Below are 24,265 nucleotides of genomic sequence, written 5' to 3'. Positions count from 1 at the left end.
GATAATGAAACTAAAATTAATATATACAATAATCTTGTTTGCTTTGGCAACGGTAAGTTTGTCTGCACAGCAAGAACCTAATTATACATTTTATAGGTATAATATGAACTTAATAAATCCTGCTTATGCAGGAGCTAATGAAGGTACCGATTTAGGGCTAAATGTACGCAGCCAATGGGCAAGTGTAGAAGGAGCTCCAGAAACTCAAAGTGTTATTTTCGGTACACCTTTACGTAAAAATGTAGGTATTGGTGCATCTATAATAAATGATAGAACTTTTATAGAAAATCAAACCTCTATTGCTTTAGATTTTTCTTATAAACTTAAATTAAATGAAAAGCATGACTTATTTTTTGGAATAAAGGCTGGGTTTAATTCCTATAAAGCAAATACTGCAGGTTTAATGACTTATGGAATTCAGGCAGATCCTTCATTAATGAATATTGATGGCAGTTTTAATGTTAATATTGGAATAGGAGCTTATTTAAAGAACGATAAGTATTTTTTAGCCTTGTCTATACCAAGAGTTTTAACGCCGGATAGATTAGAGTTTGATAATGGTTTAGCAAAGATTGGTATGGATAAAATGCACGTATATTTAGCGGGTGGATACGATATTGCGCTTGCAGATAAGATTGTATTAAAACCAACAGTACTATTAAGCTATGTGGAAGCATCTCCTTTATCTTTAGATGTTACGACACTTGTAGAATTTAATAATAGATTCGATATTGGTGTAGGTTACAGATTAGATGAAAGCATAAGTGGCATCCTCATTTTTAAAGCCAGTAAATGGATGGATATAGGGTATGCCTATGAAGCAGCTTTTGAGAGTCCAGTTAGGACTATTGATAATGGTACACATGAAATATTACTTAATTTAAAATTGTAGAAGTAAAGTTTATTTGATTTTTTTATAGTAATGAAAAGACCGTCTAAAGAACAAAATTTAGGCGGTTTTTTTGTCCCTTACTTTGGTTTTGTGTTGCATAACTTTCGGAAGTTACGAAAAGGGTTTCGTGAAATTTTTGTAAATGTATTTATGAGTTTATGTTGTTTATTGTTAAGTGTTTATATTGTTGTTTTTGAATTATAATAGATTGTTTTTATTTCTATTTTCTGTTTAGTTTGCTAGAATTATTGAAAATCAAAAAGTATTTATTTAAGTTTAAAAGGATTATACTCATTTGTCTTGTTATGAAGTATATGTTTTATCAAAAAAAAAGAATAAGTTAAAAATAATATAATCGTATAGACTTATGATTTCAATAATGGAAAATGCAGATTGGTGGGTCTTAGGAGCCTATTTTGCAGCATTAATAGGTGTTGCAATATGGGTAATACTTCAAAAGAATAAAGACACCGCTGATTATTTTTTAGCAGGAAGAAATGTAGGTTGGTTTGTTATTGGTGCATCTATTTTTGCATCCAATATTGGTTCAGAACATGTAGTAGGTTTAGCGGGTACAGGGGCAGAGTCTGGCATGCCAATGGCACATTATGAGCTTCATGCTTGGATTGTTTTGTTGCTTGGGTGGTTGTTTTTGCCATTTTACTTTAGAAGTAATGCCTTTACAATGCCAGAGTTTCTAGAAAAAAGATTTGACTCTCGTTCGCGCTGGTTTTTATCTGTTTTCTCTTTAGCTGGTTACGTAATAACCAAGGTCTCGGTCACGATTTATGCCGGCGGTATAGTAGTTTCAGAACTATTAGGTATTCCTTTTTGGTATGGGGCTATTGGTATTGTTGTATTTACAGGAGCATATACGGTAATAGGAGGAATGAAAGCCGTTATTTATACCGAAACTTTACAGACAGTGGTACTTATTTTAGGATCCGTAATTATTACTTATTTAGGATTACAAGAAGTAGGAGGGTGGGGAGTTTTAAAAGAGACTGTTGGGACAGACCATCTTAATATGTGGAGACCAATAAATGACCCAGATTTTCCTTGGACAGGGATGTTATTTGGAGGAACAATAGTTGGTATATGGTATTGGTGTACGGATCAATATATTGTACAAAGAACCTTAGCTGCTAATAATATAAAAATAGGAAGAAGAGGGGCTATTTTTGGGGCATATTTAAAAATACTTCCCATATTTATTTTTTTAATTCCAGGGATTATAGCTTATGCACTTTCTATACAAGGGGTATTATCTTATGAAAAAGCCGATCAGGTATTTCCAGTTTTAGTAAAAACACTTTTACCAGTAGGTTTAAAAGGACTGGTTGCTGGTGGTTTAATGGCAGCTTTAATGAGCTCTTTAGCGTCTGTTTTTAATTCCTGTTCAACAATTTTTACGATTGATATTTATAAGAAATTGAAACCGCATACAGAGGAGAAAAAATTGTTAACTATTGGGAAGGTCGCTACGACTATAGTTGTTATATTGGGTATTATTTGGATTCCAATAATGGAGAAAATTGGAGGAGGCACTCTCTATCAATACTTACAAAGTGTACAATCTTATATAGCTCCCCCCATAACAGCGGTATTTATATTAGGAGTTTTGTGGAAAAGAACCAATTCGCAAGCGGCAATAGTTACATTATTTTCGGGCTTAGTTGTAGCAGCATTGCGAATATTAGCAGAAATTTACCAAAATAGTTTATCTGGAGTCCTTCTAGAATTTGCTACTATAAATTTTGCACATATGGCTATTTTTATGTTTCTGTTATCTATAGTTATTTGTATTGGAGTGAGTTTGGCTACAAATCCGTCAAATTATGCGGCTATTACTGGGCTTTCGTTTGGAACTTTAACCGAAGATGATAAGCGTTTAAATAAAGAAAGTATTAGCACTATAGATATTATTTTATCGGTCGTATTAATTGTAATTGTTATCTCAATTTTATCCTATTTCGTAGGATAAAGTTATTTATATAGTTCCCCTATAAATAGAGTAGTTGTTTGGCTCCTTCCTAGTAGTTTTTTTTGTTGAGATAAGTTTGGTTAGAAAATAATATGCTATCCTTTATGATTAATGTTATTGAAGTTATTTTTTCTTTGTAGTTAGACCTTCTCTTTTTCATTTAAGGTGATATATGTCATGTTATTAGTTTTATATCTGAAGTAAATTTGAGATATAACATTAAAATTAATCAATATGACTATAGATATTCAATACGTGCAAATGCCAACAAGCGAAAGTATGAGTAATTTTGTAACTGAGAAGCTGAAAAAAATAGCATCTAAATATGATTGGTTAATTAGAGCAGAAGTTTTTTTTAAATTAGAAAATGACAGAAGTGGAAAGGGTAAAGTTTGCGAAATACAATTAAGTGCTCCCGGACCAAGACTTTTTGCAAAAGCTACAGATGTAAAGTTTGATAAAGCTGCTATTAAAACCATTCACGAATTAGAAAAACAACTTTCTAAACGCAAAGAGGCATTTAGTCATCATTAGTTAATGGCAATTTTATCTTTTTTTATCCCAAGAAATGCTCAAGACACCTCGTGCTCCATTTACATCGTAATTAACGGCTTTATCTTCTGGATGCAGTATTCTTAATGTTGCCATAGTTGCAATTTCAATATTTTTAGAAGAATTGCCATGACATTGTAAACACATAAAATTTGTTTTTATTGGATAGTAAAAATGTATTTTATCCTTTCCTTTTTCTACTATGGGAGTAATCTCTTTTTCTTCGGATACCAGTTTTTAAACGTATTAATATGTTTCAATTCTATTGCATTAGCCATATGGTTAGAATTTCTGGGTTTATCAGAAACACGTTTAATATTAGCGTTATTTAATCTAGTTATACTATCTGTTAGCGTAGTGGCTTTTGCATTACAAAATTCAACAGCACCAACGGTTCCTTTTTCTTTTATAGTGTGCATTAAATTTTTTCGCAATTGAGTTTTAGTGGATTCTTGCCTACAATGTTCGTTGAGCTATTTGGGTTGTTCCATAGCATTTTTAAACTCTCATCTTTACAATAGGTAAAAAGCAACATTGCAAGAGAGAAATATATAAATTTCATAACATATTTATTTAGATAATTTTCCGGTAGCGCAGCTTACAAAAGAAGCGGCTTTTGCTAGGATAGAGTTTTCCGAATCTATTGTTGGGTAACCTAGAGATTGTAGCTTGTTTTTTATTATTTCTTGGTCTTCTTCCTTACGATATGAGAAAGAAACGGTAGAGTTGTTTGGGTTTACTAGGACTTCTGTAATATTATTTAATGTGTTTAATTTGTTGGTAATGGTTTTTGCACAACCTTCACATTTTAAATTCTGTACTATAAAAGACGTTTTCATGTTTTCTATTTTAATCGCTGGGCGATAGCCCATTTGGGTTTAATTCCCCGACACTTGCGTTGAAATAATAAAAGGTGTTCCTATTTAATATCTCGTACCCTTGGGTCTAGGAAGTTTATTTAGTTGAATAAAAAAAGGAAACAACGGGTTCCTTATTTTATAACTGTGTCGTTGGGCTGATGTATGTAGATGTTTTTAAACTCGTTTTTTTTATATCTGCAAAGCCCCCTATAACATCTGCAAAATCATCCCAGCCTCTTTGTTTTAAAATGGAGGCTGCAATCATACTTCTATATCCTCCTGCACAATAAAGAATAAATGGTTTTTCTTTAGGTAATTCTGCTAAACGTTGGTTAATTTCATTTAAAGGAACATTTATTGCTCCTAATACATGTTCTGAGTTGTACTCGCTTCTTTTTCTTATGTCTACTATTAATGGCATTTCGGCTTTATATCCGACTTCAAACTCTTTATTTGTAATTCTATTAATTCTATCTATTTGTTTATGAGATTTTTTCCAGCTAGGAAATCCTCCCTCTAAAAAACCAATAGTATTATCGTAGCCAACACGAGATAATCTAGTAATACTTTCCTCTTCTCGGTTAGGATAAGTTATTAATAAAATTTCCTGTTTTACATCTGGTATCATTTCACCTACCCACTGTGCGAAGTTTCCATTTATTCCTATGTTAATACTATTTGGAATATGCGCTTGTGCATAATCGGTGGCGTCTCTAGTATCTAATAAAAGAGCTGCTGTTTCATTAGCTACAACTTCAAAATTGATTGGGTTTAAAGGTTTTTTTGCCCTTGCTAAAACAGAATCTAAACTGTCATACCCTTTTATATTCATTAGTACATTTTGAGGAAAATATGCAGGCGGTTTAGATAAACCTGTAAGCACTTCTTTAATGAATTCTTCTTTTGTCATATCAGCGCGTAAAGCATAGTTTACTTTTTTCTGATGACCTAAAGTATCTGTAGTTTCTTTGCTCATCATTTTGCCACAAGCAGATCCAGCGCCATGATTTGGGTATACCGTTAATTTATCAGATAGAGGCATAATTTTATTACGTAAAGAATCAAACAAATGCCCCGCTAAAAGCTCCTCTGTAAGTTCGGATGCAACATGTTGCGCCAAGTCTGGTCTTCCTACATCGCCGATAAATAAGGTGTCTCCAGTAATAATTCCTTTCTCATTATTATTTTCGTCAATTAATAAGAATGAAGAACTTTCCATGGTATGACCTGGAGTGTGTAGCAGTTTAATTTTATAGTCTCCTATTTTAAATATTTGATTATCCGTAGCTATTAAGGCATTATAATTTGGATTTGCTGTAGGTCCAAATACAATAGTAGCTCCTGTTTTCTTTTGTAGGTCTAAATGTCCGCTAACGAAATCGGCATGAAAATGAGTTTCAAAAACATATTTAATTTTGGCATTATCTTTCTTAGCTCTATCTAAATATGGTTGCACTTCTCGCAGTGGGTCAAATATTGCGGCTTCTCCATTATTTTCAATATAATAAGCTGCGTGCGCTAAACATCCTGTATAAATTTGTTCTATTTTCATGATAATTGGCGTAGTTATAAATGCTATAAAATTAGGTTTCTAGAAAAAAGTACACTGTAACTTTGGTTACATATATAATGTAAGAACATTGTCCTGTTTCGATTAAGTAAGTAGTTGTTTTAATTTGGCAAGTAGTATTAATTCTGATTTGTTTTTTCCAGAAAAGGAAGAAGCAATATCATCTGCGGTTTTCCATATTATTTTATTAATATCTAGAGTAAAAAATGTTGGATGTTCTTTATAAAAATCTAAGAACTCTTTGTAATAGTACTCGCTTTCTTTTTCTTCTAAATGAAGCCAGTCGAAAACAATTTCAATTTGAAAAGCGGCATCTGTTCCGTATGCATCTTCTGTGTTATCTAAAGGAACCCAATACTTTCTAACATCTTCTTTTAATTTTTGTACTTCATGAGAATTTACTTGTTTATCTGCCATGGCAATTGCATAAAACAATTTTCCTAGATTTTGATAAAAAGCATTGCGTATTTTTGGGTTATGTACCATAAGTGCATGTATTTTTCCAAAAACAATTCCGGAAAGAACGTTCCGTTTTGAACAGATTTACTCGAAAAGGTTTAAGGGTATTACCTCAAAATTATTATATCTGTTTTTTTTGGGAAATGATATTAATCATACTAATAGAATTAAAAATTATATTTTTTTGTTAACTCTAAAATGTTTTCCATTATGATAAAGAAGAAACTTGTTTTTCCTGTTTTGTTATTGCTGATTTTGGCACCGTTAAAATCTGTAAACTCTCAGGTTAAATTTAAAAAAGATAGTAATCCTTTTGTAAAGCATTTATATACTGCAGATCCTTCGGCACATGTTTTTAATAATCGTTTGTATGTGTACACATCGCATGACGAAAATGATGCTGCCTATTTTGATATGTTAGATTGGCATGTATTTTCTTCAGATAATTTAGTAGATTGGGATGATCACGGAGCTATTTTTAGCATTGATGATATTGCATGCGCAAAAAAATGGGCTTGGGCACCAGATTGTATAGAACGTAATGGCACTTATTATTTTTATTATCCGGTAGAAAGGACAAAAATTGGAGTAGCAATTAGTGATTCTCCTATTGGTCCTTTTAAAGATGCAATTGGAAAACCATTAATAGATAATACGGGACAGGTAGAAAAAATAGGACCAGAACCAATTGACCCGGCAATTTTAATAGATAATGGGCAAGCATATATGTTTTTTGGTTGTAGAGAGTTAAGAGCGGTGAAATTACAAGATAATATGACCGAGTTAGATGGCGATATTAGTACTGTTAAAATTAATGGTATTGAAAACGATAAAGAAAACTTCGGTGGTTTTTATGGTGAAGGACCATGGGTTTTTAAAAGAAAGGACACTTTTTATTTTATATATTCCAATGGGTGGGGAAAAGAAAGCACCTTGGTATATGCCACAAGCAAAAAACCTTTAGGACCGTATGATTTTAAAGGAGAAGTTATGGATCCAGTAGATTCGTGGACATCTCATGGATCTATAGTAGAGTACAATAGTAAATGGTATATTTTCTATCATAATATGAATTTATCTGGGGACAATTACAGAAGGTCTATTTGTTTTGATGAGATTACTTTTGCTGAAGATGGTAGCATAAATAGACTTGTTTTTCCAAAGAAAAAAAAGGGAAAACAGAAATAATAGTAGCTTTGTTTTTTAAAACGGAAGCCTAATGTAATAGTATACTCCTCAAAAAAAGAGATGGATAATTAATAAAAAGATTTTATAGTATTTACAATTTCTTGCTTAGGAACAACACCCGATTGTCGCCAAACTTGTTTTCCATTTTTAAAAATGAGCATTGTAGGGACGCCACGTACTTGGTATTTTTGAGATAGGGTTTGGTTTTTATCTACATCAATTTTAATAATTTTAACGCTATCTCCAAGATTTTCTTTTACTTCCTTTAAAATAGGAGCTAAAGATTTACAGGGACCACACCATTCTGCAAAAAAGTCTATTAATACAGGAGTGTCCGATTCAATAATTTTTTGAAAGTTACTTTTCATAGTATAGTACTTATTGCAAAGGTAAAAAAGGTTTTTTTTGTAACTGATGAATGTCATGGTTTTTTAATTGTAATGCTGTTATATTTATTCAATAATCCAGATAGACATACTCTGAGAATTGAGTTAAAATTAGAATTAATCGCTTCATATCGCTTTTCGGAGATTGTTAATAGGTAGTTTATTTGTTAAGTAGTATTTGACATGAGAAAAGTTTTGGTTCCTACAGATTTTTCGGAAAATGCATTTAATGCGTTAAAATATGCATGCCAAATTTTTAAATACGAGAAGTGCGAATTTTTCATTCTACATGCCTATGCCGATGAAGTATATGCTATTGATGTTAAAAATGAAAGGTTAGTATTAGAAGAAATAAAAGATAAATGCTATCAAGAAGTATTACTAGGTTTACAATTAATAACTGAACAAATAAAAGAATATTCCCCTAATCCTAGACATATATTTAAAACAGTTCCTGCATTTGAAACTCTCGTTGACGCGGTTAATGATTTGGTGAATCAAGAAAATATGGATATTGTTCTAATGGGAACAAGAGGAGGTACTAATGACCGGAAAATTACATTTGGAAGTAACGCTTTACGCGTACTTAAATTTGTAAACTGCCCTGTATTAACAATACCAGAAGAATATAAATATTATCCTCCTAAAGAAGTTCTTTTTCCTACTAATTATTTAATTCCGTATAAGAGAAGAGAATTAAAACTATTGTGCGAATTAACAGGTTCGTATAGGTCTACAATTCATGTTTTATATATTAATGCAGAAAGAAAATTATCCTTAAGACAAGAGGATAACCAAAAATTTATGAAGGAGTGTTTACAGAAACCCAATTTAGTTTTTGAAACTATGGCTATAGAAGATAAGTCTATGGCTATATCTAAATACATTGTTCACAAGGATATAGATATGTTAGTAATTGTTAATTCCAGGCATTCTTATGTAGACGAAATGTTGTACGAATCTACTATAGATAAATTAGGATTACATATAAAAATTCCTTTTTTAGTATTACAAAACTTAGCTCGATAATCTTATTTACATGTTATGAAAAATATTTTAGTTCCCACTGACTTTTCTAATAATGCATATAATGCTTTTTTTCATGCTACCGAACTTGTAAAAAATAGCGAATGCACTTTTTATTTATTAAATGCTTATCCAGAAGATAAATCTTTATGGAGCAAAGGAGTTGTAAGTCAATTAACAGAGCAGTTAGAAGAAGACTCTATTGTTGGCTTAAAGAATACATGCCATAGAATAAAACTAGATTATAATAACCCAGAACATAAGTTGAAAACGATTTCTAAAAAAGGAGATTTGGTAAAAAGTGTTTGTACAGTTATCGATGAAGAAAATATAGATTTGGTGGTAATGGGTAATCATGGATGTTCAGAGTTAAAGGCAATTTTCTTAGGAAGTAACACTTTAAGGGTAGTAGAAAATGTTAAAAATTGCCCTATTTTAATAGTACCGAAGGAGATAGAATTTAGTATTCCAAAAGAAATAGCTTTTGTTACAGATTATAGACGCCCATTTAATGCAGAAGTATTAAAACCATTGCTGACCTTGGCGCAATATAATTCTTCTAGAATTTGTGTAATGCACGTTAATAATGAAGGTAAATTAACTAAGGAGCAGCAAGCAAACAAAAACTTTTTGGAAGCGTTTTTAAAACCTTTGAAGCATTCCAGTCATTGGATGCCTAATTTTTCTACTAAAGCAGATGTAATAAAACTATTCTTAGAAGAATTAGGAATAGATATGTTAGCAATGGTACAATATAGCCATACGTTTTTTGAAAATGTAACTCACGAACCCGTCATTAAAAAGGTAGCGTATAACTTAGATATTCCTTTTTTAGTAATACCCGATAGAAAGTAATTTATAATTAATGATGTTCCAAAATGTTTTCTAATTCATTCTTTTTACTTCTGCTCATAGGAATTTTGTTATTACATATTTCAACACTATTACTACAGAAGTTTTCTATTTTTACGACATTTACAATGTATGACTTGTGTATTCGTACAAATTGATTGTCGGGTAATTTAGTTAAAAAATCTTTCATAGTAGAGAGTACTAGTAGAGATTTGTCACTTGTAATTATTTTGATATAATCTCCTAAAGCTTCAACCCATTTTATTTCGTTTAAAAACACTTTTACCTTTTGTAAATTACTATTAACAAGAATATATGGTTGCTCTTGAGAGGCTCCTGCGATTTGATTTTTTAATTTTAAGACCCTGTCTATTGCCACAAAAAAGCGCTGTTTATTTATGGGTTTTTGTAAATAATCTGTAATAGTATAATCAAAAGCCTTTAATGCATAATCCGCTTTACTGGCAATAAGTATAACTTGAGGCTTGTGTTTTAAACCTTTCATGTTTTCTAGTTCTTCTAAAAAATCGAACCCACTACTAATAGGCATCTCTATATCCAAGAAAACCAAGTGTACTTTATTAGAGATTAAGTCTTGTTGAGCAACAATACCATTGGGATAAGTTTCTACTAAATTTAAATTAGGGTGCCTATCTATCATTTTAGAAATAGACAAGCGTTGCGTAGGAGAGTCATCTATGATAATGCAATTTAAAGCCGAGTTAGTCATCGTTAGTGTTTTAAGTTGTCAATGGATAAAACAATATTATAGTTTGTGATTAGGAAAAAGTAATGTTCTATGCAAAAGGCATGTGACTTTTAACAAATCTGTGACAAATACCCCATATACAAAATGATATTTATCATTTACAAAAAGAATACTATTGTAATAGATAATAGAATAAAACAAGAACCATACCACGATAAAGTTTAAGCAATAAGATTCCCTAAGGAAGACGTTTTTTTAGGTTAAAAACGAAATTTTTGTTTTTTTGATGAAAAAATTACGAAAACCCTTTCGAAAACTTTCGTATAGTACGAAAATATTTGTAATTGCCCGATATGCTTATTATAACGTGGTTTTTTTAATTTTTGTTGAGAAGTTGTTTATCTCTGTAACAAATGCTTAGAACTTTTAAAATATGCGTTTTAGTACGTCTTTGAATTATATTTGAAAGGGGGCAGACGTCAATTATAAATTATGAAAATAAATACATCAGAATATATGTATTATGTAGGTTTAGATATAGGAAGCTCATCTATTAAAATAGCTTTGGTGGATGTAGAAACAGGAAAAAGTTTAGGAGTAATACAAGAACCAGAAACCGAAATGTCCATGTTTGCTTCTAAAAATGGTTGGGCTGAACAGAAGCCCGAAGACTGGTGGGAATATGTTTGTAAAGGAATACGCCGTATAAAGAAAAAGTACAATGTTTCTAGAAAGCAAATAAAAGGAGTAGGTATTTCATACCAGATGCATGGTTTGGTTGTTTTGGATAAAGAAGGCAATCCTCTACGTAAATCTATAATCTGGTGCGATAGTAGAGCTGTTTCAATTGGTAATAGAGCTTTTAATGAAATAGGAGAAGATAAGTGTGCGCAATATTTATTAAACTCTCCTGCGAATTTTACGGCATCCAAATTAAAATGGGTAAAAGAGAACGAACCAGACATATATAAGAAAGTTTATAAATTTATGCTTCCGGGAGATTATATAGCGTATAAGTTTTCTAATATTATGAATACTACTATATCAGGATTATCGGAAGGAATACTATGGGATTTTAAAAAGGATAGTGTGGCTGATTTTCTGTTGAAATACTATGGGGTCTATAGCCATTTAGTACCAGATATTGTAGATACTTTTTCCAATCAATCGCAAGTAAATGCGCAAGGAGAAAAAGAAAGTGGTTTAGCAGCAGGAACTCCCATATTTTATAGAGCAGGAGACCAACCGAATAATGCACTTTCTTTAAATGTATTAAATCCTGGAGAGGTAGCAGCTACTGGAGGGACCTCTGGTGTGGTTTACGCAGTCACAAATAGTTTATCTGGAAAAGAAAGTTCTAGAGTAAATAATTTTGCGCATGTAAATTACAAAAAAGGCGAGGACCCAAGAATTGGTAAGTTATTATGTATAAATGGCGCGGGAATACAATATCGATGGCTGCTAAATAATTTAGCCGTTTCTTCATATGAAGAGATGAATATTTTGGCATCTGAAATATCGGTAGGCTCCGATGGTGTTTGTGTAATACCGTTTGGTAATGGGGCAGAAAGAATGCTAAATAATAAAGAAATAGGAACTAGAGTAGTAAACTTAAATTTAAATAATCATACTAAAGCACATATTTGTAGAGCCACATTAGAAGGAATAGCCTTTTCTTTTGTCTATGGTATGAACATATTAAAATCAGACGGTATTAATGTAAATGTAATACGCGCTGGTAACGATAATCTTTTTAGATCCGAAATTTTTGCAAATACCATAGCTACTTTAATAGAGCACGAAATAGAAATATACAACACAACAGGGGCCATAGGAGCTGCAAGAGCGGCGGATTTGCATTTGGGAGATTTTAAGAAATTTAGTAACTCTATTTTGGATAATGATTATGTAATGACATTTACGCCATTTAAAGATAAAGAGCTTTATATACAAGCGTACGCAAACTGGAAACAAGAACTAGAATTAATCACGAATAAATAAACACGAAAAATAAAAATGGCATTACTAGGAGATAAAGAATATTTTAAAGGAATTGGAGAAGTTAAATTTGAAGGAAAAGAATCGGATAATCCATTGGCATTTAAATATTATAATCCAGAACAAGTTGTGGCTGGTAGAACAATGCGCGAGCATTTTAAATTTGCCATAGCATATTGGCATACGTTCTGCGGACAGGGGTCAGACCCTTTTGGCCCAGGAACTCAGAATTTCGCTTGGGACCAGTCCTCTGACCCAATACAGGCAGCTAAAGATAAAGCAGATGCGGCGTTTGAATTTATAAGTAAAATGGGGTTCGATTATTTTTGTTTTCATGATTTCGATTTAATTCAAGAAGCGCCAACATTTGCAGAATCAGAAAAAAGAATAGCTATAATTACAGAATATATAAAAGAGAAAAAAGCAGCTTCTGGTATTAAGCTACTTTGGGGAACGGCTAATTGTTTTTCTAATCCAAGATACATGAATGGTGCAGCTACCAATCCAGACTTTACTGTCATGGCAAGAGCAGGCGGACAAATAAAAATGGCTTTAGACGCTACTATAGCTTTAGGAGGAGAAAATTATGTTTTCTGGGGAGGTAGAGAAGGGTATATGTCTCTATTAAATACAGATATGGGACGTGAATTGGATCATATGGGCCAGTTTTTAGGAATGGCAAGAGATTATGCACGAGCACAAGGGTTTAAAGGAAATTTCTTTATAGAGCCTAAGCCTATGGAACCAATGAAACATCAATACGATTTTGATTCTGCTACAGCTATAGGATTCTTAAAAGAATATGGCCTTGAGAAAGATTTTAAAATGAATATTGAAGTTAATCATGCAACTTTAGCGCAGCACACTTTTCAGCATGAGATGGAAGTTGCCGCTAGGGCAGGAATGTTAGGTAGTTTAGATGCCAACCGTGGCGATTATCAAAACGGATGGGATACCGACCAGTTTCCTAATAATATACAAGAAACAACGGAGGCAATGTTGGTATTCTTAAAAGCAGGAGGTCTCCAAGGTGGAGGAGTTAATTTCGATGCAAAAATTAGAAGAAACTCTACGGATATGGAAGATGTTTTCTTAGCGCATATTGGAGGAGCAGATACTTTTGCAAGAGCTTTATTAACCGCAGATGCTATTATTTCTAATTCTCAGTATGACGCTTTAAGAGAAAAAAGATATGCTTCTTTTGATAGTGGAAAAGGAAAAGATTTTGAAGACGGAAAATTAGACTTTACAGACTTGTATAAAATTGCTCAAGAAAATGGGGAGCTAAAATTACAGAGTGGTAAACAAGAATTATTCGAGAATATAATAAATCAATATATTTAAATTTTAGAAAAGCAGTTAAGGGGCTTTCTTAGCTGCTTTTTTAAATTTTTATTTGAGTGAACCTCCCTAGGAATAAGAAAAACAAAGTAAATAGTTCTGATTATTTAAATATTGCTATGAAAAAAATAACACTTAAAGATATAGGAGAGCATTTTGGAGTTTCTATTTCTACGGTTTCAAAGGCGGTAAGAGACAGTCATGAAATAAGTAAAGAACTTAAACTTAAAATTCAGACTTATGCTAAGGAAAAGCACTATAAACCTAATAAATTAGCTTTAAACTTATTAAATAAAAGTACAAGAACTATTGGGGTTGTAGTTCCTAATATTCTTAATTATTTCTTTATTCAAGTACTATACGGAATAGAACAAATAGCGAATGAAAAAGGGTATAGTATAATCAGTTGTGTTAGCGACGAATCTAATGAAAAAGAAGGGAAAACATTAGAGGTTTTGGATGCTGGAACAGTAGACGGACTTATAATTTCGTTAACCGACGATTCTAGATTAAACAAAAACATAGGCTATTTAAAAGAAATAGCGGAAAGTCAAATCCCATTGGTTCTTTTTGATAGAGTAACAGATTTAATTGCATGCGATAAAGTAGTTGTAGATGATTACGAATCCGGATTTAAAACCACAGAATATTTTATAAATATTGGATGTAAAAACATAGCAGTGGTCACTCCAATTAGCAATTCTAATATCGGGAAATTAAGAATCGAGGGGTACAAAAAAGCCCTACTTAAGAATAACATTTTGTTTGATGAAGGTATGATATTGAATATTGGACCCAAACAAGATTTAGATTTAGAAATGTCTTTTTTGTTAAACTATAAAAAAGTAGACGCTCTTCTTTGTTTAGATGAAATTACGGCGGTTCAAGTACAAAGTATTGTAAAAGAAAGAGGATATAGTGTTCCTGGAGATATTTCTATAATTGGGTTTACTAATGGTCAACTTTCTCAATACGTAACACCTGCAATGACTATGGTTAGTCAACATGGAAAGTATATTGGTGAAATGGCTGCAAAAATGCTGATTAAAAGAATAGAAGAACCAGAAACTTACAAAGCTTATGAGACTAAAGTAATAAAGACAAGCTTGATAGTTCGCGAGTCTACAAGAAAATTAGAAAAGTAGATTTCTAAAACCATTTTATAGTGGCATTTGTTAGTTTTTTCTTTCTTTCTGTGTATGGTGGATATAATAATTCCGTGGCACTAACGGTATGTTGCTTTAGAATAGAACGCATGTTTGAGAACTCTTGAAAACCATAAAAACCATGAGCTTTTCCTATGCCGCTGGTATTACTCCCGCCAAACGGTAAATGGTGGTTAGAATATTGTAAAACAACATGGTTTACGCAGCTACTCCCAGCCCTAGTATTTTTTATAATATATTCGGTATTTTTTTTATTTTGACTAAAAATATAGAGTGCAAGAGGTTTGTCTTTTGCGTTTATATAATTAATGGCTTCCTCCAATTTTTCATAAGTAAGAATTGGTAAAATAGGACCAAAAATTTCATCTTCTAGCAATGAGGCGTCTTTTGGAAGGTTAGTAATAAGGGTAGGAGAAATGTAATTCTCTTTTTCATTAGTTACACCTCCAAATGCAATAGTGGCATTTTTATCTTTGGCATCTTCTATATGTTGTAATAATCGAGTAAAATGTTTAGAATTAATTATCCTACAGTAAGATTCGGATACCTGCGCATTAGTACCATAAAAATATTCAATTTGTTTTTTAATGGCTTTTACAAATTGTTTTTCTACTTTTTTAGAGATTAAAACATAGTCAGGAGCTACACACACTTGTCCGTTATTTATAAATTTTCCCCAAGCAATACGTTTGGCAGCTTTTTCAATATTTGCGGTTTCATCAATTACGGTAGGCGATTTGCCTCCAAGCTCTAAAGTAACAGAGGTTAAGTGCTCTGCAGCAGCTTTCATTACTATTTTTCCAATACTAGGAGATCCTGTAAAGAAAATATGATTAAAAGGTAGTTGTAATAATTCTTGGGAAACCGTAACATCCCCCTGTATTAAGGTAATTTCATTGGGTTTAAAGAGATCTGAAATAATATCGCCCATAATTTTAGATGTTTCTGGGTAATGTTCCGAGGGTTTAATAATCACAGTATTACCTGCAGCTATAGCAGAAACTAAAGGGGCAAAAGTTAAATTTATAGGAAAATTCCATGGAGATATTAACAGACAAACTCCTTTTGGTTCATAAAGAATATAGGAGCTAGAACCTAATAAGGATAAAGGAGTGGTAACTTTTTTCTTTTTAGTCCATTTTTTTAAATTTTTAATGGCAAATTTTATTTCTCCGATTACCGGATAAATTTCTGTTAGCTCTGTTTCTACTAGAGGTTTTTTAAAATCATGATAAAGGGCATTACAAATTTTTTCTCGATGGGTACTTTCTAAAGCACGTTTTAATCGTTTTAGTTTTCTTATGCGTTGCTTATAATTAGAATTGGCAATATTCTGCTGATTACTTTTTTGTAAAGTATATGTTTCTAGAAACTTATTTTTTAAATTACTCATAAGAATACAGCCATGAAATTATTTATACTTTACAAGATAAAAATAGTTTTTGAAAAAAAAGTATTGTTTTTTGTCGATATGAAGCAAGTAGAATGCTTATAATAATAAGTACCTTATACGAAGTAAATTTTAATATAAAGGGACTATGGAAGAATTAACATTGTTTTTTGCCAATTTGAGTAGCCCTCAAAAGTTAGTTTGGATAGTATCTTGTGTGTTACTATTTTGGACTTTAGAAGGTTTGTATCCGTTACGTAAACTGCAATATACTAAATGGGAACATGCACTTCCTAATTTTGTGTTTTTGGGTTGTACCATTGTTATTAATGTTCTTTTTGGAATACTAACTGTAGGTGTTTTCCTTTGGTTAGAAAAAAGCAATTTTGGGTTGTTAAACTGGTTTGTGTCGCCCACATGGTTAGAACTAATAATTAGTATTTTAATCTTAGATTTTATTGCACAGTATATAGCCCATTTTTTGCTACATAAAATTGGTTTTATGTGGCGTTTTCATATGGTTCATCATAGCGATACTCATTTAGATGTTACCTCCGGAACAAGGCATCACCCAGGAGATTTTTTGATGAGAGAGTTTTTTGCGTTAATAGCTGTTGTTATTGCAGGGTTGCCATTTGCTTATTATGTAATTTATAGGATAATTACAATTTTTTGCACTTTCTTTTCACATGCTAATATTTCATTGCCATTATGGTTAGATAAGGGGATAAGCCTTCTCTTTATATCTCCAAATATGCATAAATTTCATCATCATTTTGAACGCCCTTGGACAGATTCTAATTACGGTAATATTTTTTCTATTTGGGACCGTGTTTTTGGGACATTTGTTTACGAAGACACCACTAAAATTATATATGGATTAGATGTTTTGGAGGATAAAGATGCAAATGACGTACTATATCAATTTAAATTACCTTTTAATAAAAAAATTAAAACGGATTATTAATTTCAAAAGTAAGAAGTTGCCATAAAATATAAACGAATGTCAATAGACTTACATCTGTTGTTTATCTTATGTGCAATACAGTTTATATCAATTATTAAATTAACAAACAACTAACAAATGCAAATTAAAGAATCATCTAAAATTTATGATGTCATCATTGTAGGCTCTGGAGCTGGTGGTGGCATGGCCACAAAAATTTTAGGGGATGCAGGTCTAAAAGTTGCTGTCGTTGAGGCAGGCCCTTTTTTTGATCCCAAATCCCCGGAACAACAAACACAGCTGAAATGGCCGTATGAATCTCCTCGACGAGGAGCAAGTACGGTAAGGCCATTTGGCGATTTCGACAGTGCTTATGGAGGGTGGGAGATTGAAGGGGAGCCGTACACAAGAAAAAATGGAACAAAATTCGATTGGTTTAGATCCAGAATGCTAGGGGGTAGAACCAATCATTGGGGACGTATTTCTTTGCGTTTTGGCCCAGACGATTTTAAGAAAAAAAACATTGATGGGCTAGGAGATAATTGGCCTATTGGGTATGATGACGTTAAGCCATATTACGATAAAGTAGATAAACTAATTGGTGTTTTTGGTAGTAAAGAAGGACTCCGTAACGATCCTGATGGTTTCTTTTTACCAGCTCCAAAACCTCGATTGCACGAGCTATTTTATATAAAAGGAGCAAGAAAAAGTAATATTCCTGTAATTCCCTCAAGAATGTCAATGCTTACAAAGAGAATTAATGAGGAACGTGGGGTTTGTTTTTATTGTGGTCAGTGCTCCAGAGCGTGCCAAGTATATGCAGATTTTTCGTCTGGCACATGTTTAATATTTCCTGCTCAAAAGAATGGCGGACAAATAGATCTTTTTGTGAATGCAATGGTTCGTGAAGTTACTACAAATGACGAGGGAAAAGCAACAGGAGTTTCGTATATAAATAAAGAAGACAGAAAAGAGTATAAACTAAAAGGTAAAGTGGTTATACTTGCTGCTTCGGCCTGTAGTTCTGCAAGAATATTATTGAATTCTAAGAGTAAGCAACATCCTAATGGATTAGGTAATGGGAGTAATATTGTTGGTAAATATCTTCATGATTCTACAGGTGCAAGTAGGTCTGCTTTTATACCCGATCTTATGAACAGAAAAACTTATAATGAAGACGGCGTAGGAGGTATGCATGTGTATACGCCATGGTGGTTAGATAATAAAAATTTAGATTTTCCGAGAGGATATCATATAGAACAATGGGGAGGTTTAGGAATGCCAAACTATGGGTTTGGATTTAATCCTAATGATTTAAATAAATATCTAGGAGAAAAAGTAGGAGGCTATGGAGAGAGTTTACGAACAGATGTGAAAAAATACTATGGGTCTGTAGTAGGGGTTTCTGGTAGAGGAGAATCGGTAGCTATGAAAGATAATTATTGCGAAATAGACCCAACGGTGGTAGATGAATTTGGGATACCGGTTTTAAGTTTTCATTACAAATGGTCCGATTTTGAAGTAAAACAAGCAAAACATATGCATGAGACTTTTGAAGAAATACTTCATAATATGGGGGGGCATGTATTACAAGAAAGGCCTAGCAAGAAAGAGCAATATGGATTATTAGCCCCAGGTAGAATAATTCATGAAGTAGGCACTACTAGAATGGGCGATGATGCAAAAACATCTGTAGTTAATCAACACCAACAATTATATGAAGTAGATAATGTGTTTATAGTCGATGCAGGTCCATTTGTATCACAAGCGGATAAAAACCCTACGTGGACAATTTTAGCACTGTCTTGGAGAACATCCGACTATATCATAGAGCAATTGAAACAACAAAACATCTAAAGAAATGGACAGAAGAAAAAGTATAAAATCAATTATTTTAGGTTCGGTTGCTGGTGGATTGGCTGTAAATGGCTGCAAACCAGGGAAGGAAAAACCTTTGGTTGAATCTACTGTTGAAGTTAATGAAAAACACTTTGGTAGAACTCCAAAAGAAAAAGAATTAATTGCAGAGCTAAATGCCAAGGAATTTTTTAATCTTCATGAAAAAGAAAGTTTGGGCGTTCTATGTAATTTAGTATTGCCTGCCAATGCAACAATTGGAGGAGCGATAGAAGCAGAGGTGCCAGACTTTATAGAATTTATGGCAAAAGATATTCCAGAATATCAGCCTACGTTAAGAGGTGGTCTTATGTGGTTAGACCATAAGAGTAATGCAGATTTTCAAGCTGAATTTAAAACCATAACAGAAATACAGCAAAAAGAGATATTAGATACTTTAGCGTACCCAGATATCGATGTTCCGGAAAAGGAAAGACCTTTAGAAATTCAATTTTTTTCTTTGGTTAGGAATCTTACTTTAACAGGGTATTATACAAGCAAAATTGGTATTGAAGATATCGGGTATAAAGGTAATATGCCTAATGTATGGGATGGTGTTCCAGAAGAAGTTTTAGCGGAGTATAATGTATCTTATGAGGAAGAATGGTTGGCCAAATGTGTAGATCAAAGTAAACGATCAATTATTGCTAAGTGGGATGAAAATGGTAATTTAGTAACTTAAATAAAAGAGAAATAAGAATGAAAATTAGTAAAAAATACAAAGCAGTACTTGTATTAGCTTTAGGATTTGGAACTTTACAAAGTTCAGCGCAAGAAATAGGTATTCAATTATGGAGTTTAAGAAATCAGTTTAAAACAGATATTCCAGGAACTCTAGCTACAATAAAAGATTGGGGAATTACTAAGATTGAAGGAGGAGATAGTTACGGAATGCCTTTTGATGAATTTAACGGACTTCTTAAAAAGAACAATCTAGAAATGGTTAGTATCGGAGCACCATTTAAAGATTTAGAAGATTCTCCAGAAAAAGTAGTAGAAAGCGCTAAGGCTTATGGAGCAAAGTACGTTATGTGTGCTTGGGTGCCTCATAACGAAAATGATTTTGCGATAGCAGAAACCAAGCATGCAACAGAAGTTTTTAATAAGGCGGGGAAGTTGTTAAAGGAAAACGGAATTACTTTAGCTTATCATGCGCATGGATATGAGTTTAGACCTTATAAAAACGGAACTCTTTTTGATTATATGATGGAGAATGCGGAACATTTTACTTTCGAAATGGATTTGTTCTGGGTGCAACATGGAGGAGAAGACCCATTGGCTTTAATGAAAAAGTATCCAGAAAAAGTTACACTATTACATTTAAAAGATATGGCTAAAGGTGTTGTTGGTAATAATACAGGTAGTGAAGATAGAGAAACTAATGTGGTTTTAGGAACAGGACAAATAGATATTGCTGGTGTTGTTGCAGAGGCTAAAAAGCTTGGAGTAGAATATATGTTTATAGAAGACGAATCTTCTAGAGTGGTAGAACAAGTGCCACAAAGTTTAGAGTATTTAAAAGGTTTAGACTAAAAAAGTATAAATTATCATTAAAAAACCAATTTCTAATCGTACTTAGAAATTGGTTTTTCTTGTTATATAAAGTTCTAAAAATATATAGTACCTTTCTGTTTTAATAGAAAATCTAAATAGTAAAATGAGAATATTAACCGTTCTATGTTTATGTATTTTTTTCTCATGTAAGGAGAAAATAAAAGAAACAAAATCTTCAGAAAAATTAGAAACAGCTATAATTGATAGTATTAAAGAAGAAAAGCCAATCACTATTATAATTCCAGAAGAGCAAAAATTAAAATTGTTTAATGCTGTAGCAGATTCTACTTTTATACGTTTGGCAGATTATAGTAATGATTTTGCATATGACATGCGTTATGCTACAGAAAATAATTTTTTAAAAGCAAAGGTGTATGATTGTGCAGAATGTTATACAAGAGTAAAAACGGCAAAAGCTTTAATAGCAGCAAATAAAGAATTTCTTAAAAGAGGCGTAAAAATAAAGTTTTTTGATTGTTATAGACCAAATTCTGTGCAGTATAAAATGTGGAAAATTGTTCCTAATCCACAATATGTAGCAAACCCTAAAAAAGGTTCTATTCATAATAAAGGAGGTGCTGTAGATATTACTTTGGTAACTTTAGAAGGAGAAGAACTAGATATGGGAACAGATTTTGATTTTTTTGGAAAAAGAGCGTATCATGATAATTTAGATTTACCAAAAGAGATATTGGAGAATAGAAAATTACTAAAAGAAACCATGGAAAAACATGGTTTTTGGTCCATTAGGACAGAATGGTGGCATTATAATTTACGAGCAGCTAGTAATGATAAAATAGCTGATTTTAAATGGGAGTGTAAGGATGTTAATTAAACTTCAAAAATATTTAATGGTGTTTATATTTTTTGGATTTTTTGGATTTTTTGGTTGTGAATCAAATAAAAATATAATAGCGTTATGGCCAGACGATAAAATTCCAAATCATATAGAAACTAATATAGAAGAAGTACATGAGCAAACTAATATTCTAAGAATAAAAAACGTTCAAAAACCTACTATAGAAGTATTCTTACCAGATGAATCTATTGCTACAGGTAAAGCCTTATTAATTTTTCCAGGAGGCGGTTATGGTTTACTTGCTTACGATTGGGAAGGAACTGATATTGCTAAATTTTTGAATAAGCATGGCATTGCAGGTATCGTGGTTAAGTACAGGTTACCATCAGATAAAACACAAACCAAAAAACATAAGGTACCGCTAATAGATGCGCTACGAGCAATGCGATTGGTGCGAAGTAGAGCAGATGACTGGAGAATTAACAAAAATCAGATAGGTGTGATTGGGTTTTCTGCTGGAGGCCATTTAGCATCCACTTTAGGAACCCAGTATAACAAAAAAGTTTATAATCCAATGGACAGTGTGGATAATTTAAGTGCAAAACCAGATTTCATGGCTTTAATTTATCCTGTAATAACTATGGGAGAAAAAACACATAATGGGTCTAAAAAAAACCTGTTAGGAGAGAACCCATCCGAAGCCTTGGTTAAAAAGTATTCTAGTCATCTTCATGTTAATGAAAATACACCCGCAACATTTCTTGTCCACGCCATAGATGATAAAGCTGTACCAAGAGAAAATAGTGAGTTTTTTCATACGATGTTATCAGTAAAAGGGGAAGGGAAGTCTATTCTGCATCTTTACGAAAAAGGCGGGCACGGGTTTTCATTAGGAGAAAAAGATGTTCATTTACGAGTATGGACAGACCGTTTGCTAGAATGGTTAGAAAGTTTGGAGTAAAATATTCCTATAAAAAAAGCAGCATATGATACTATATACTGCTTTTTTAGTATGAACTTTAAAATAAATACCTAAAACTCGTAGGCACCTATATCTATAGATTCGCCATTAATTTTTCTTGGCTCTACACCATTTGGAAGTTTAAATTGATATTCTAATTTTTTTGCGTCGGCCGGAATTTCCATACCAGCGTCAATTGCCTTAGAATTATTTTGAAGTAAGTAAGCTTTAGAAGAGTCTAGTAAGAAATCTTCATCGGGAATCATCATTCCTTCTACCTTTTCGAATAATAGGCTGCTATTTCCACATCTTTTTTGGTCTTCACCAGTATATCTAGTGCTATATGAAGCTCGGGTTGATGTAGTAATTAAATTGTTAGAAAATACTTCGGCCGTTCCAGAATTTCTTAATATACTCACGTGTATGTCTGGATCGGTACTATCATTTTGATAATATAGAATGTTGTTAAAAGCTTTTAATTTTCCTTCACAAAAAGTAAGGTCAAAAAACATTTTTCGATAACTTAATTTATTATTTCCTTTTAAAACAAAAGTATTATTATAGCAGTATAATGTACCTTTTCTATTGCCTTTACCATCTGGTGTTGCAGAATCTACATCATTTCCGTAATGTAAAATAGTTCCAGCACCAGTAGCACTGCCTTCTATAATGTTACCAGCAAAATAGGTTGTTTTAAAGGAAGGTAATTGCGGAAAATAGTCTACTGCATTTTCTGTTTCAGCAAGGTTAATTTGTCTTCCCGCAGGACCAACAAAACGATTATACATAATAACATCTCCGGAAGATCTACTTTTATAATTTCCTCCAGTAGACCCTTCTCTAATAGGACCAAATTGATTTCCTGTAGAAACAAAGCCCTCTGCTTCTATATAAATATTATGCTGGCGATCTACTTTAAACGTACCATTTTCTTTAATTATATTATTATTTAACCTAACATCTATTAATGGGTCTTTAGGGCTATTGTATGCTCCGAAAATTCCATTACCATTATTTATAATTATACAATTGTTAACTTCTAAATGAGCACCTCTCATATATATTCCAGAAGCAGCTCTTGAAAAAGGCTTTAAATTTTCAGTCCCCATTTCGTATGTTTGCTGGGTGTCGTCTTCCTTATATTGGTTTGCACCTTGTAATTGTAAGTTACTAACAGTAATGTATTCAGGGTGGTTATCAGAGGTGCCGTTTATAATAATCATACCAGTATAAGCTGTGGTTGAGTTAAAATATGGGTGTAAATTAATAGGTCTAACTCTAGAATTTTTACCATCTAGTATTGGTAGTTTCCCCTTTTCATCTGGAACTCCGCAAACACAAATTGGTTCATCCTTAGTACCTTTAGTACTAATAATTAAACGCTCATAATAGGGTTCGTTTTTAGCATAAATTCTTATAGCATCTCCTGGGCCTAAATTTTCGGTGGGGACATCAATTATTTTTTCATATTCTTTTCCAGGACCAACTTCGTAGAGTTTACCGTTTCCTTTAGCTTCGCATATATTTATAGCTTCACTTAAAATAGTAGGACTAGAATTATCGACGGTAGTGTTTATTTCATCCTTGCTACATGCAATACAAAATAGTAGTATACAGGCAGAACTCAATTTTTTTAGGTAGTATTTCATAGGTATTTTGGGTTTTAAAGAATAACAATAACGGATAGCATAAAATCATGTTGTGTTTAAAACGATAATTTCTTTAAAAAGAGAGTT

At 32.4% G+C, this 24,265-nt stretch carries 24 protein-coding genes; 15 read left to right on the top strand and 9 right to left on the bottom strand.

All coding sequences use genetic code 11. The features are described 5' to 3' along the window. The first annotated feature begins 4 nt into the window (after positions 1–4). The 3 genes from Q0856_RS09595 (at position 5) to raiA (ending at position 3,410) form a co-directional block, all read left to right on the top strand. Positions 5–892: a type IX secretion system membrane protein PorP/SprF gene (locus Q0856_RS09595; RefSeq protein WP_298504465.1), complete on the top strand. Its 888-nt coding sequence runs from the start codon at positions 5–7 to the stop codon at positions 890–892. A 367-nt stretch (positions 893–1,259) separates the two neighbouring features. Next, the gene (locus tag Q0856_RS09590) at positions 1,260–2,876 is read left to right on the top strand and encodes a sodium:solute symporter (RefSeq protein ID WP_298504462.1); all 1,617 of its coding nucleotides are present in this window, start codon (positions 1,260–1,262) and stop codon (positions 2,874–2,876) included. Between the two features lie 234 nt (positions 2,877–3,110). Further along, entirely contained in the window at positions 3,111–3,410 is a 300-nt protein-coding gene (raiA, locus tag Q0856_RS09585) for a ribosome-associated translation inhibitor RaiA (protein WP_298477072.1), read from the top strand. A 12-nt stretch (positions 3,411–3,422) separates the two neighbouring features. On the opposite strand, the gene Q0856_RS09580 is transcribed toward raiA, so the two are convergent. From Q0856_RS09580 to Q0856_RS09560, 5 genes are all read right to left on the bottom strand, one after another. After that, on the bottom strand, positions 3,423–3,632 hold the full coding sequence (locus tag Q0856_RS09580) for a DUF3365 domain-containing protein (RefSeq protein ID WP_298504820.1): 210 nt from the start codon (positions 3,630–3,632) through the stop codon (positions 3,423–3,425). Next, positions 3,629–3,862 (bottom strand): DUF3365 domain-containing protein, encoded by a 234-nt coding sequence (locus Q0856_RS09575; RefSeq protein WP_366139604.1) that lies wholly within the window; start codon positions 3,860–3,862, stop codon positions 3,629–3,631. Before Q0856_RS09575 ends, Q0856_RS09580 begins: the two co-directional genes overlap by 4 nt. 135 nt (positions 3,863–3,997) lie before the next feature. Next, positions 3,998–4,267 (bottom strand): heavy-metal-associated domain-containing protein, encoded by a 270-nt coding sequence (locus tag Q0856_RS09570; protein WP_298477067.1) that lies wholly within the window; start codon positions 4,265–4,267, stop codon positions 3,998–4,000. Between the two features lie 157 nt (positions 4,268–4,424). Next, entirely contained in the window at positions 4,425–5,840 is a 1,416-nt protein-coding gene (locus Q0856_RS09565) for an MBL fold metallo-hydrolase (protein ID WP_298504458.1), read from the bottom strand. A gap of 102 nt (positions 5,841–5,942) precedes the next feature. Beyond that, positions 5,943–6,344, bottom strand: coding sequence for a hypothetical protein (locus tag Q0856_RS09560; RefSeq protein WP_298504456.1), 402 nt, complete (start codon positions 6,342–6,344; stop codon positions 5,943–5,945). Between the two features lie 183 nt (positions 6,345–6,527). Between Q0856_RS09560 and Q0856_RS09555 the strand changes: the two genes are divergently transcribed. Continuing rightward, on the top strand, positions 6,528–7,505 hold the full coding sequence (locus tag Q0856_RS09555; protein WP_298504455.1) for a family 43 glycosylhydrolase: 978 nt from the start codon (positions 6,528–6,530) through the stop codon (positions 7,503–7,505). A 68-nt stretch (positions 7,506–7,573) separates the two neighbouring features. On the opposite strand, the gene trxA is transcribed toward Q0856_RS09555, so the two are convergent. Next, positions 7,574–7,873 carry a thioredoxin gene (gene trxA, locus Q0856_RS09550; RefSeq protein WP_298477055.1) on the bottom strand — a complete coding sequence of 100 codons (300 nt, stop codon included), beginning with the start codon at positions 7,871–7,873 and terminating at the stop codon, positions 7,574–7,576. A 201-nt stretch (positions 7,874–8,074) separates the two neighbouring features. Between trxA and Q0856_RS09545 the strand changes: the two genes are divergently transcribed. Continuing rightward, positions 8,075–8,920, top strand: a complete 846-nt coding sequence (locus Q0856_RS09545) for a universal stress protein (protein WP_298477053.1) — start codon at positions 8,075–8,077, stop codon at positions 8,918–8,920. Between the two features lie 15 nt (positions 8,921–8,935). Next, positions 8,936–9,772: a universal stress protein gene (locus Q0856_RS09540; RefSeq protein ID WP_298504452.1), complete on the top strand. Its 837-nt coding sequence runs from the start codon at positions 8,936–8,938 to the stop codon at positions 9,770–9,772. 7 nt (positions 9,773–9,779) lie between these two features. Here Q0856_RS09540 and Q0856_RS09535 read toward each other — a convergent pair whose 3' ends face one another. Further along, positions 9,780–10,499: a LytTR family DNA-binding domain-containing protein gene (locus Q0856_RS09535; RefSeq protein ID WP_298504449.1), complete on the bottom strand. Its 720-nt coding sequence runs from the start codon at positions 10,497–10,499 to the stop codon at positions 9,780–9,782. Positions 10,500–10,994: 495 nt separating this feature from the next. On the opposite strand from Q0856_RS09535, the gene Q0856_RS09530 reads away from it, so the two are divergent. The 3 genes from Q0856_RS09530 to Q0856_RS09520 all read left to right on the top strand — a co-directional run bounded on the left by Q0856_RS09530 (position 10,995) and on the right by Q0856_RS09520 (position 14,962). Continuing rightward, positions 10,995–12,479: an FGGY family carbohydrate kinase gene (locus Q0856_RS09530; protein ID WP_298504818.1), complete on the top strand. Its 1,485-nt coding sequence runs from the start codon at positions 10,995–10,997 to the stop codon at positions 12,477–12,479. A 15-nt stretch (positions 12,480–12,494) separates the two neighbouring features. Then, on the top strand, positions 12,495–13,820 hold the full coding sequence (gene xylA / locus Q0856_RS09525; protein ID WP_298504446.1) for a xylose isomerase: 1,326 nt from the start codon (positions 12,495–12,497) through the stop codon (positions 13,818–13,820). Between the two features lie 116 nt (positions 13,821–13,936). Continuing rightward, complete coding sequence (locus Q0856_RS09520) at positions 13,937–14,962, top strand: LacI family DNA-binding transcriptional regulator (RefSeq protein ID WP_298504444.1); 1,026 nt, start codon at positions 13,937–13,939, stop codon at positions 14,960–14,962. 4 nt (positions 14,963–14,966) lie between these two features. Here the strand turns inward: Q0856_RS09520 and Q0856_RS09515 are convergent, their stop codons facing one another. Continuing rightward, the gene (locus tag Q0856_RS09515; RefSeq protein WP_298504443.1) at positions 14,967–16,376 is read right to left on the bottom strand and encodes an aldehyde dehydrogenase family protein; all 1,410 of its coding nucleotides are present in this window, start codon (positions 16,374–16,376) and stop codon (positions 14,967–14,969) included. Positions 16,377–16,521: 145 nt separating this feature from the next. Between Q0856_RS09515 and Q0856_RS09510 the strand changes: the two genes are divergently transcribed. The 6 genes from Q0856_RS09510 to Q0856_RS09485 all read left to right on the top strand — a co-directional run bounded on the left by Q0856_RS09510 (position 16,522) and on the right by Q0856_RS09485 (position 22,529). Beyond that, positions 16,522–17,340: a sterol desaturase family protein gene (locus Q0856_RS09510; RefSeq protein ID WP_298504441.1), complete on the top strand. Its 819-nt coding sequence runs from the start codon at positions 16,522–16,524 to the stop codon at positions 17,338–17,340. A 117-nt stretch (positions 17,341–17,457) separates the two neighbouring features. Continuing rightward, positions 17,458–19,176, top strand: a complete 1,719-nt coding sequence (locus Q0856_RS09505) for a GMC family oxidoreductase (RefSeq protein WP_298504438.1) — start codon at positions 17,458–17,460, stop codon at positions 19,174–19,176. Positions 19,177–19,180: 4 nt separating this feature from the next. Continuing rightward, a complete protein-coding gene (locus tag Q0856_RS09500; protein ID WP_298504437.1) occupies positions 19,181–19,897 on the top strand; it encodes a gluconate 2-dehydrogenase subunit 3 family protein in 717 nt (238 codons plus the stop codon). A gap of 17 nt (positions 19,898–19,914) precedes the next feature. Continuing rightward, positions 19,915–20,748, top strand: a complete 834-nt coding sequence (locus Q0856_RS09495; RefSeq protein WP_298504435.1) for a sugar phosphate isomerase/epimerase — start codon at positions 19,915–19,917, stop codon at positions 20,746–20,748. A 124-nt stretch (positions 20,749–20,872) separates the two neighbouring features. Further along, positions 20,873–21,604: a M15 family metallopeptidase gene (locus Q0856_RS09490; RefSeq protein ID WP_298504433.1), complete on the top strand. Its 732-nt coding sequence runs from the start codon at positions 20,873–20,875 to the stop codon at positions 21,602–21,604. 16 nt (positions 21,605–21,620) lie between these two features. Beyond that, positions 21,621–22,529 (top strand): alpha/beta hydrolase, encoded by a 909-nt coding sequence (locus Q0856_RS09485; protein WP_298504431.1) that lies wholly within the window; start codon positions 21,621–21,623, stop codon positions 22,527–22,529. 71 nt (positions 22,530–22,600) lie between these two features. On the opposite strand, the gene Q0856_RS09480 is transcribed toward Q0856_RS09485, so the two are convergent. After that, entirely contained in the window at positions 22,601–24,178 is a 1,578-nt protein-coding gene (locus Q0856_RS09480) for a hypothetical protein (protein ID WP_298504428.1), read from the bottom strand. Positions 24,179–24,265: the final 87 nt, after the last annotated feature.

It is taken from the genome of uncultured Maribacter sp. (assembly GCF_947496775.1).
Lineage (GTDB): Bacteria > Bacteroidota > Bacteroidia > Flavobacteriales > Flavobacteriaceae > Maribacter_B.
This window is presented reverse-complemented; position numbering and strand designations above follow the sequence as displayed.

Coding starts and splice junctions, on each gene's coding strand:
- Q0856_RS09595 (WP_298504465.1), top strand. CDS start 5: ATGAAACTAAAATTAATATATACAATAATCTTGTTTGCTTTGGCAACG.
- Q0856_RS09590 (WP_298504462.1), top strand. CDS start 1,260: ATGATTTCAATAATGGAAAATGCAGATTGGTGGGTCTTAGGAGCCTAT.
- raiA (WP_298477072.1), top strand. CDS start 3,111: ATGACTATAGATATTCAATACGTGCAAATGCCAACAAGCGAAAGTATG.
- Q0856_RS09570 (WP_298477067.1), bottom strand. CDS start 4,267: ATGAAAACGTCTTTTATAGTACAGAATTTAAAATGTGAAGGTTGTGCA.
- Q0856_RS09565 (WP_298504458.1), bottom strand. CDS start 5,840: ATGAAAATAGAACAAATTTATACAGGATGTTTAGCGCACGCAGCTTAT.
- Q0856_RS09560 (WP_298504456.1), bottom strand. CDS start 6,344: ATGGTACATAACCCAAAAATACGCAATGCTTTTTATCAAAATCTAGGA.
- Q0856_RS09555 (WP_298504455.1), top strand. CDS start 6,528: ATGATAAAGAAGAAACTTGTTTTTCCTGTTTTGTTATTGCTGATTTTG.
- trxA (WP_298477055.1), bottom strand. CDS start 7,873: ATGAAAAGTAACTTTCAAAAAATTATTGAATCGGACACTCCTGTATTA.
- Q0856_RS09545 (WP_298477053.1), top strand. CDS start 8,075: ATGAGAAAAGTTTTGGTTCCTACAGATTTTTCGGAAAATGCATTTAAT.
- Q0856_RS09540 (WP_298504452.1), top strand. CDS start 8,936: ATGAAAAATATTTTAGTTCCCACTGACTTTTCTAATAATGCATATAAT.
- Q0856_RS09535 (WP_298504449.1), bottom strand. CDS start 10,499: ATGACTAACTCGGCTTTAAATTGCATTATCATAGATGACTCTCCTACG.
- Q0856_RS09530 (WP_298504818.1), top strand. CDS start 10,995: ATGTATTATGTAGGTTTAGATATAGGAAGCTCATCTATTAAAATAGCT.
- xylA (WP_298504446.1), top strand. CDS start 12,495: ATGGCATTACTAGGAGATAAAGAATATTTTAAAGGAATTGGAGAAGTT.
- Q0856_RS09520 (WP_298504444.1), top strand. CDS start 13,937: ATGAAAAAAATAACACTTAAAGATATAGGAGAGCATTTTGGAGTTTCT.
- Q0856_RS09515 (WP_298504443.1), bottom strand. CDS start 16,376: ATGAGTAATTTAAAAAATAAGTTTCTAGAAACATATACTTTACAAAAA.
- Q0856_RS09510 (WP_298504441.1), top strand. CDS start 16,522: ATGGAAGAATTAACATTGTTTTTTGCCAATTTGAGTAGCCCTCAAAAG.
- Q0856_RS09505 (WP_298504438.1), top strand. CDS start 17,458: ATGCAAATTAAAGAATCATCTAAAATTTATGATGTCATCATTGTAGGC.
- Q0856_RS09500 (WP_298504437.1), top strand. CDS start 19,181: ATGGACAGAAGAAAAAGTATAAAATCAATTATTTTAGGTTCGGTTGCT.
- Q0856_RS09495 (WP_298504435.1), top strand. CDS start 19,915: ATGAAAATTAGTAAAAAATACAAAGCAGTACTTGTATTAGCTTTAGGA.
- Q0856_RS09490 (WP_298504433.1), top strand. CDS start 20,873: ATGAGAATATTAACCGTTCTATGTTTATGTATTTTTTTCTCATGTAAG.
- Q0856_RS09485 (WP_298504431.1), top strand. CDS start 21,621: ATGGTGTTTATATTTTTTGGATTTTTTGGATTTTTTGGTTGTGAATCA.
- Q0856_RS09480 (WP_298504428.1), bottom strand. CDS start 24,178: ATGAAATACTACCTAAAAAAATTGAGTTCTGCCTGTATACTACTATTT.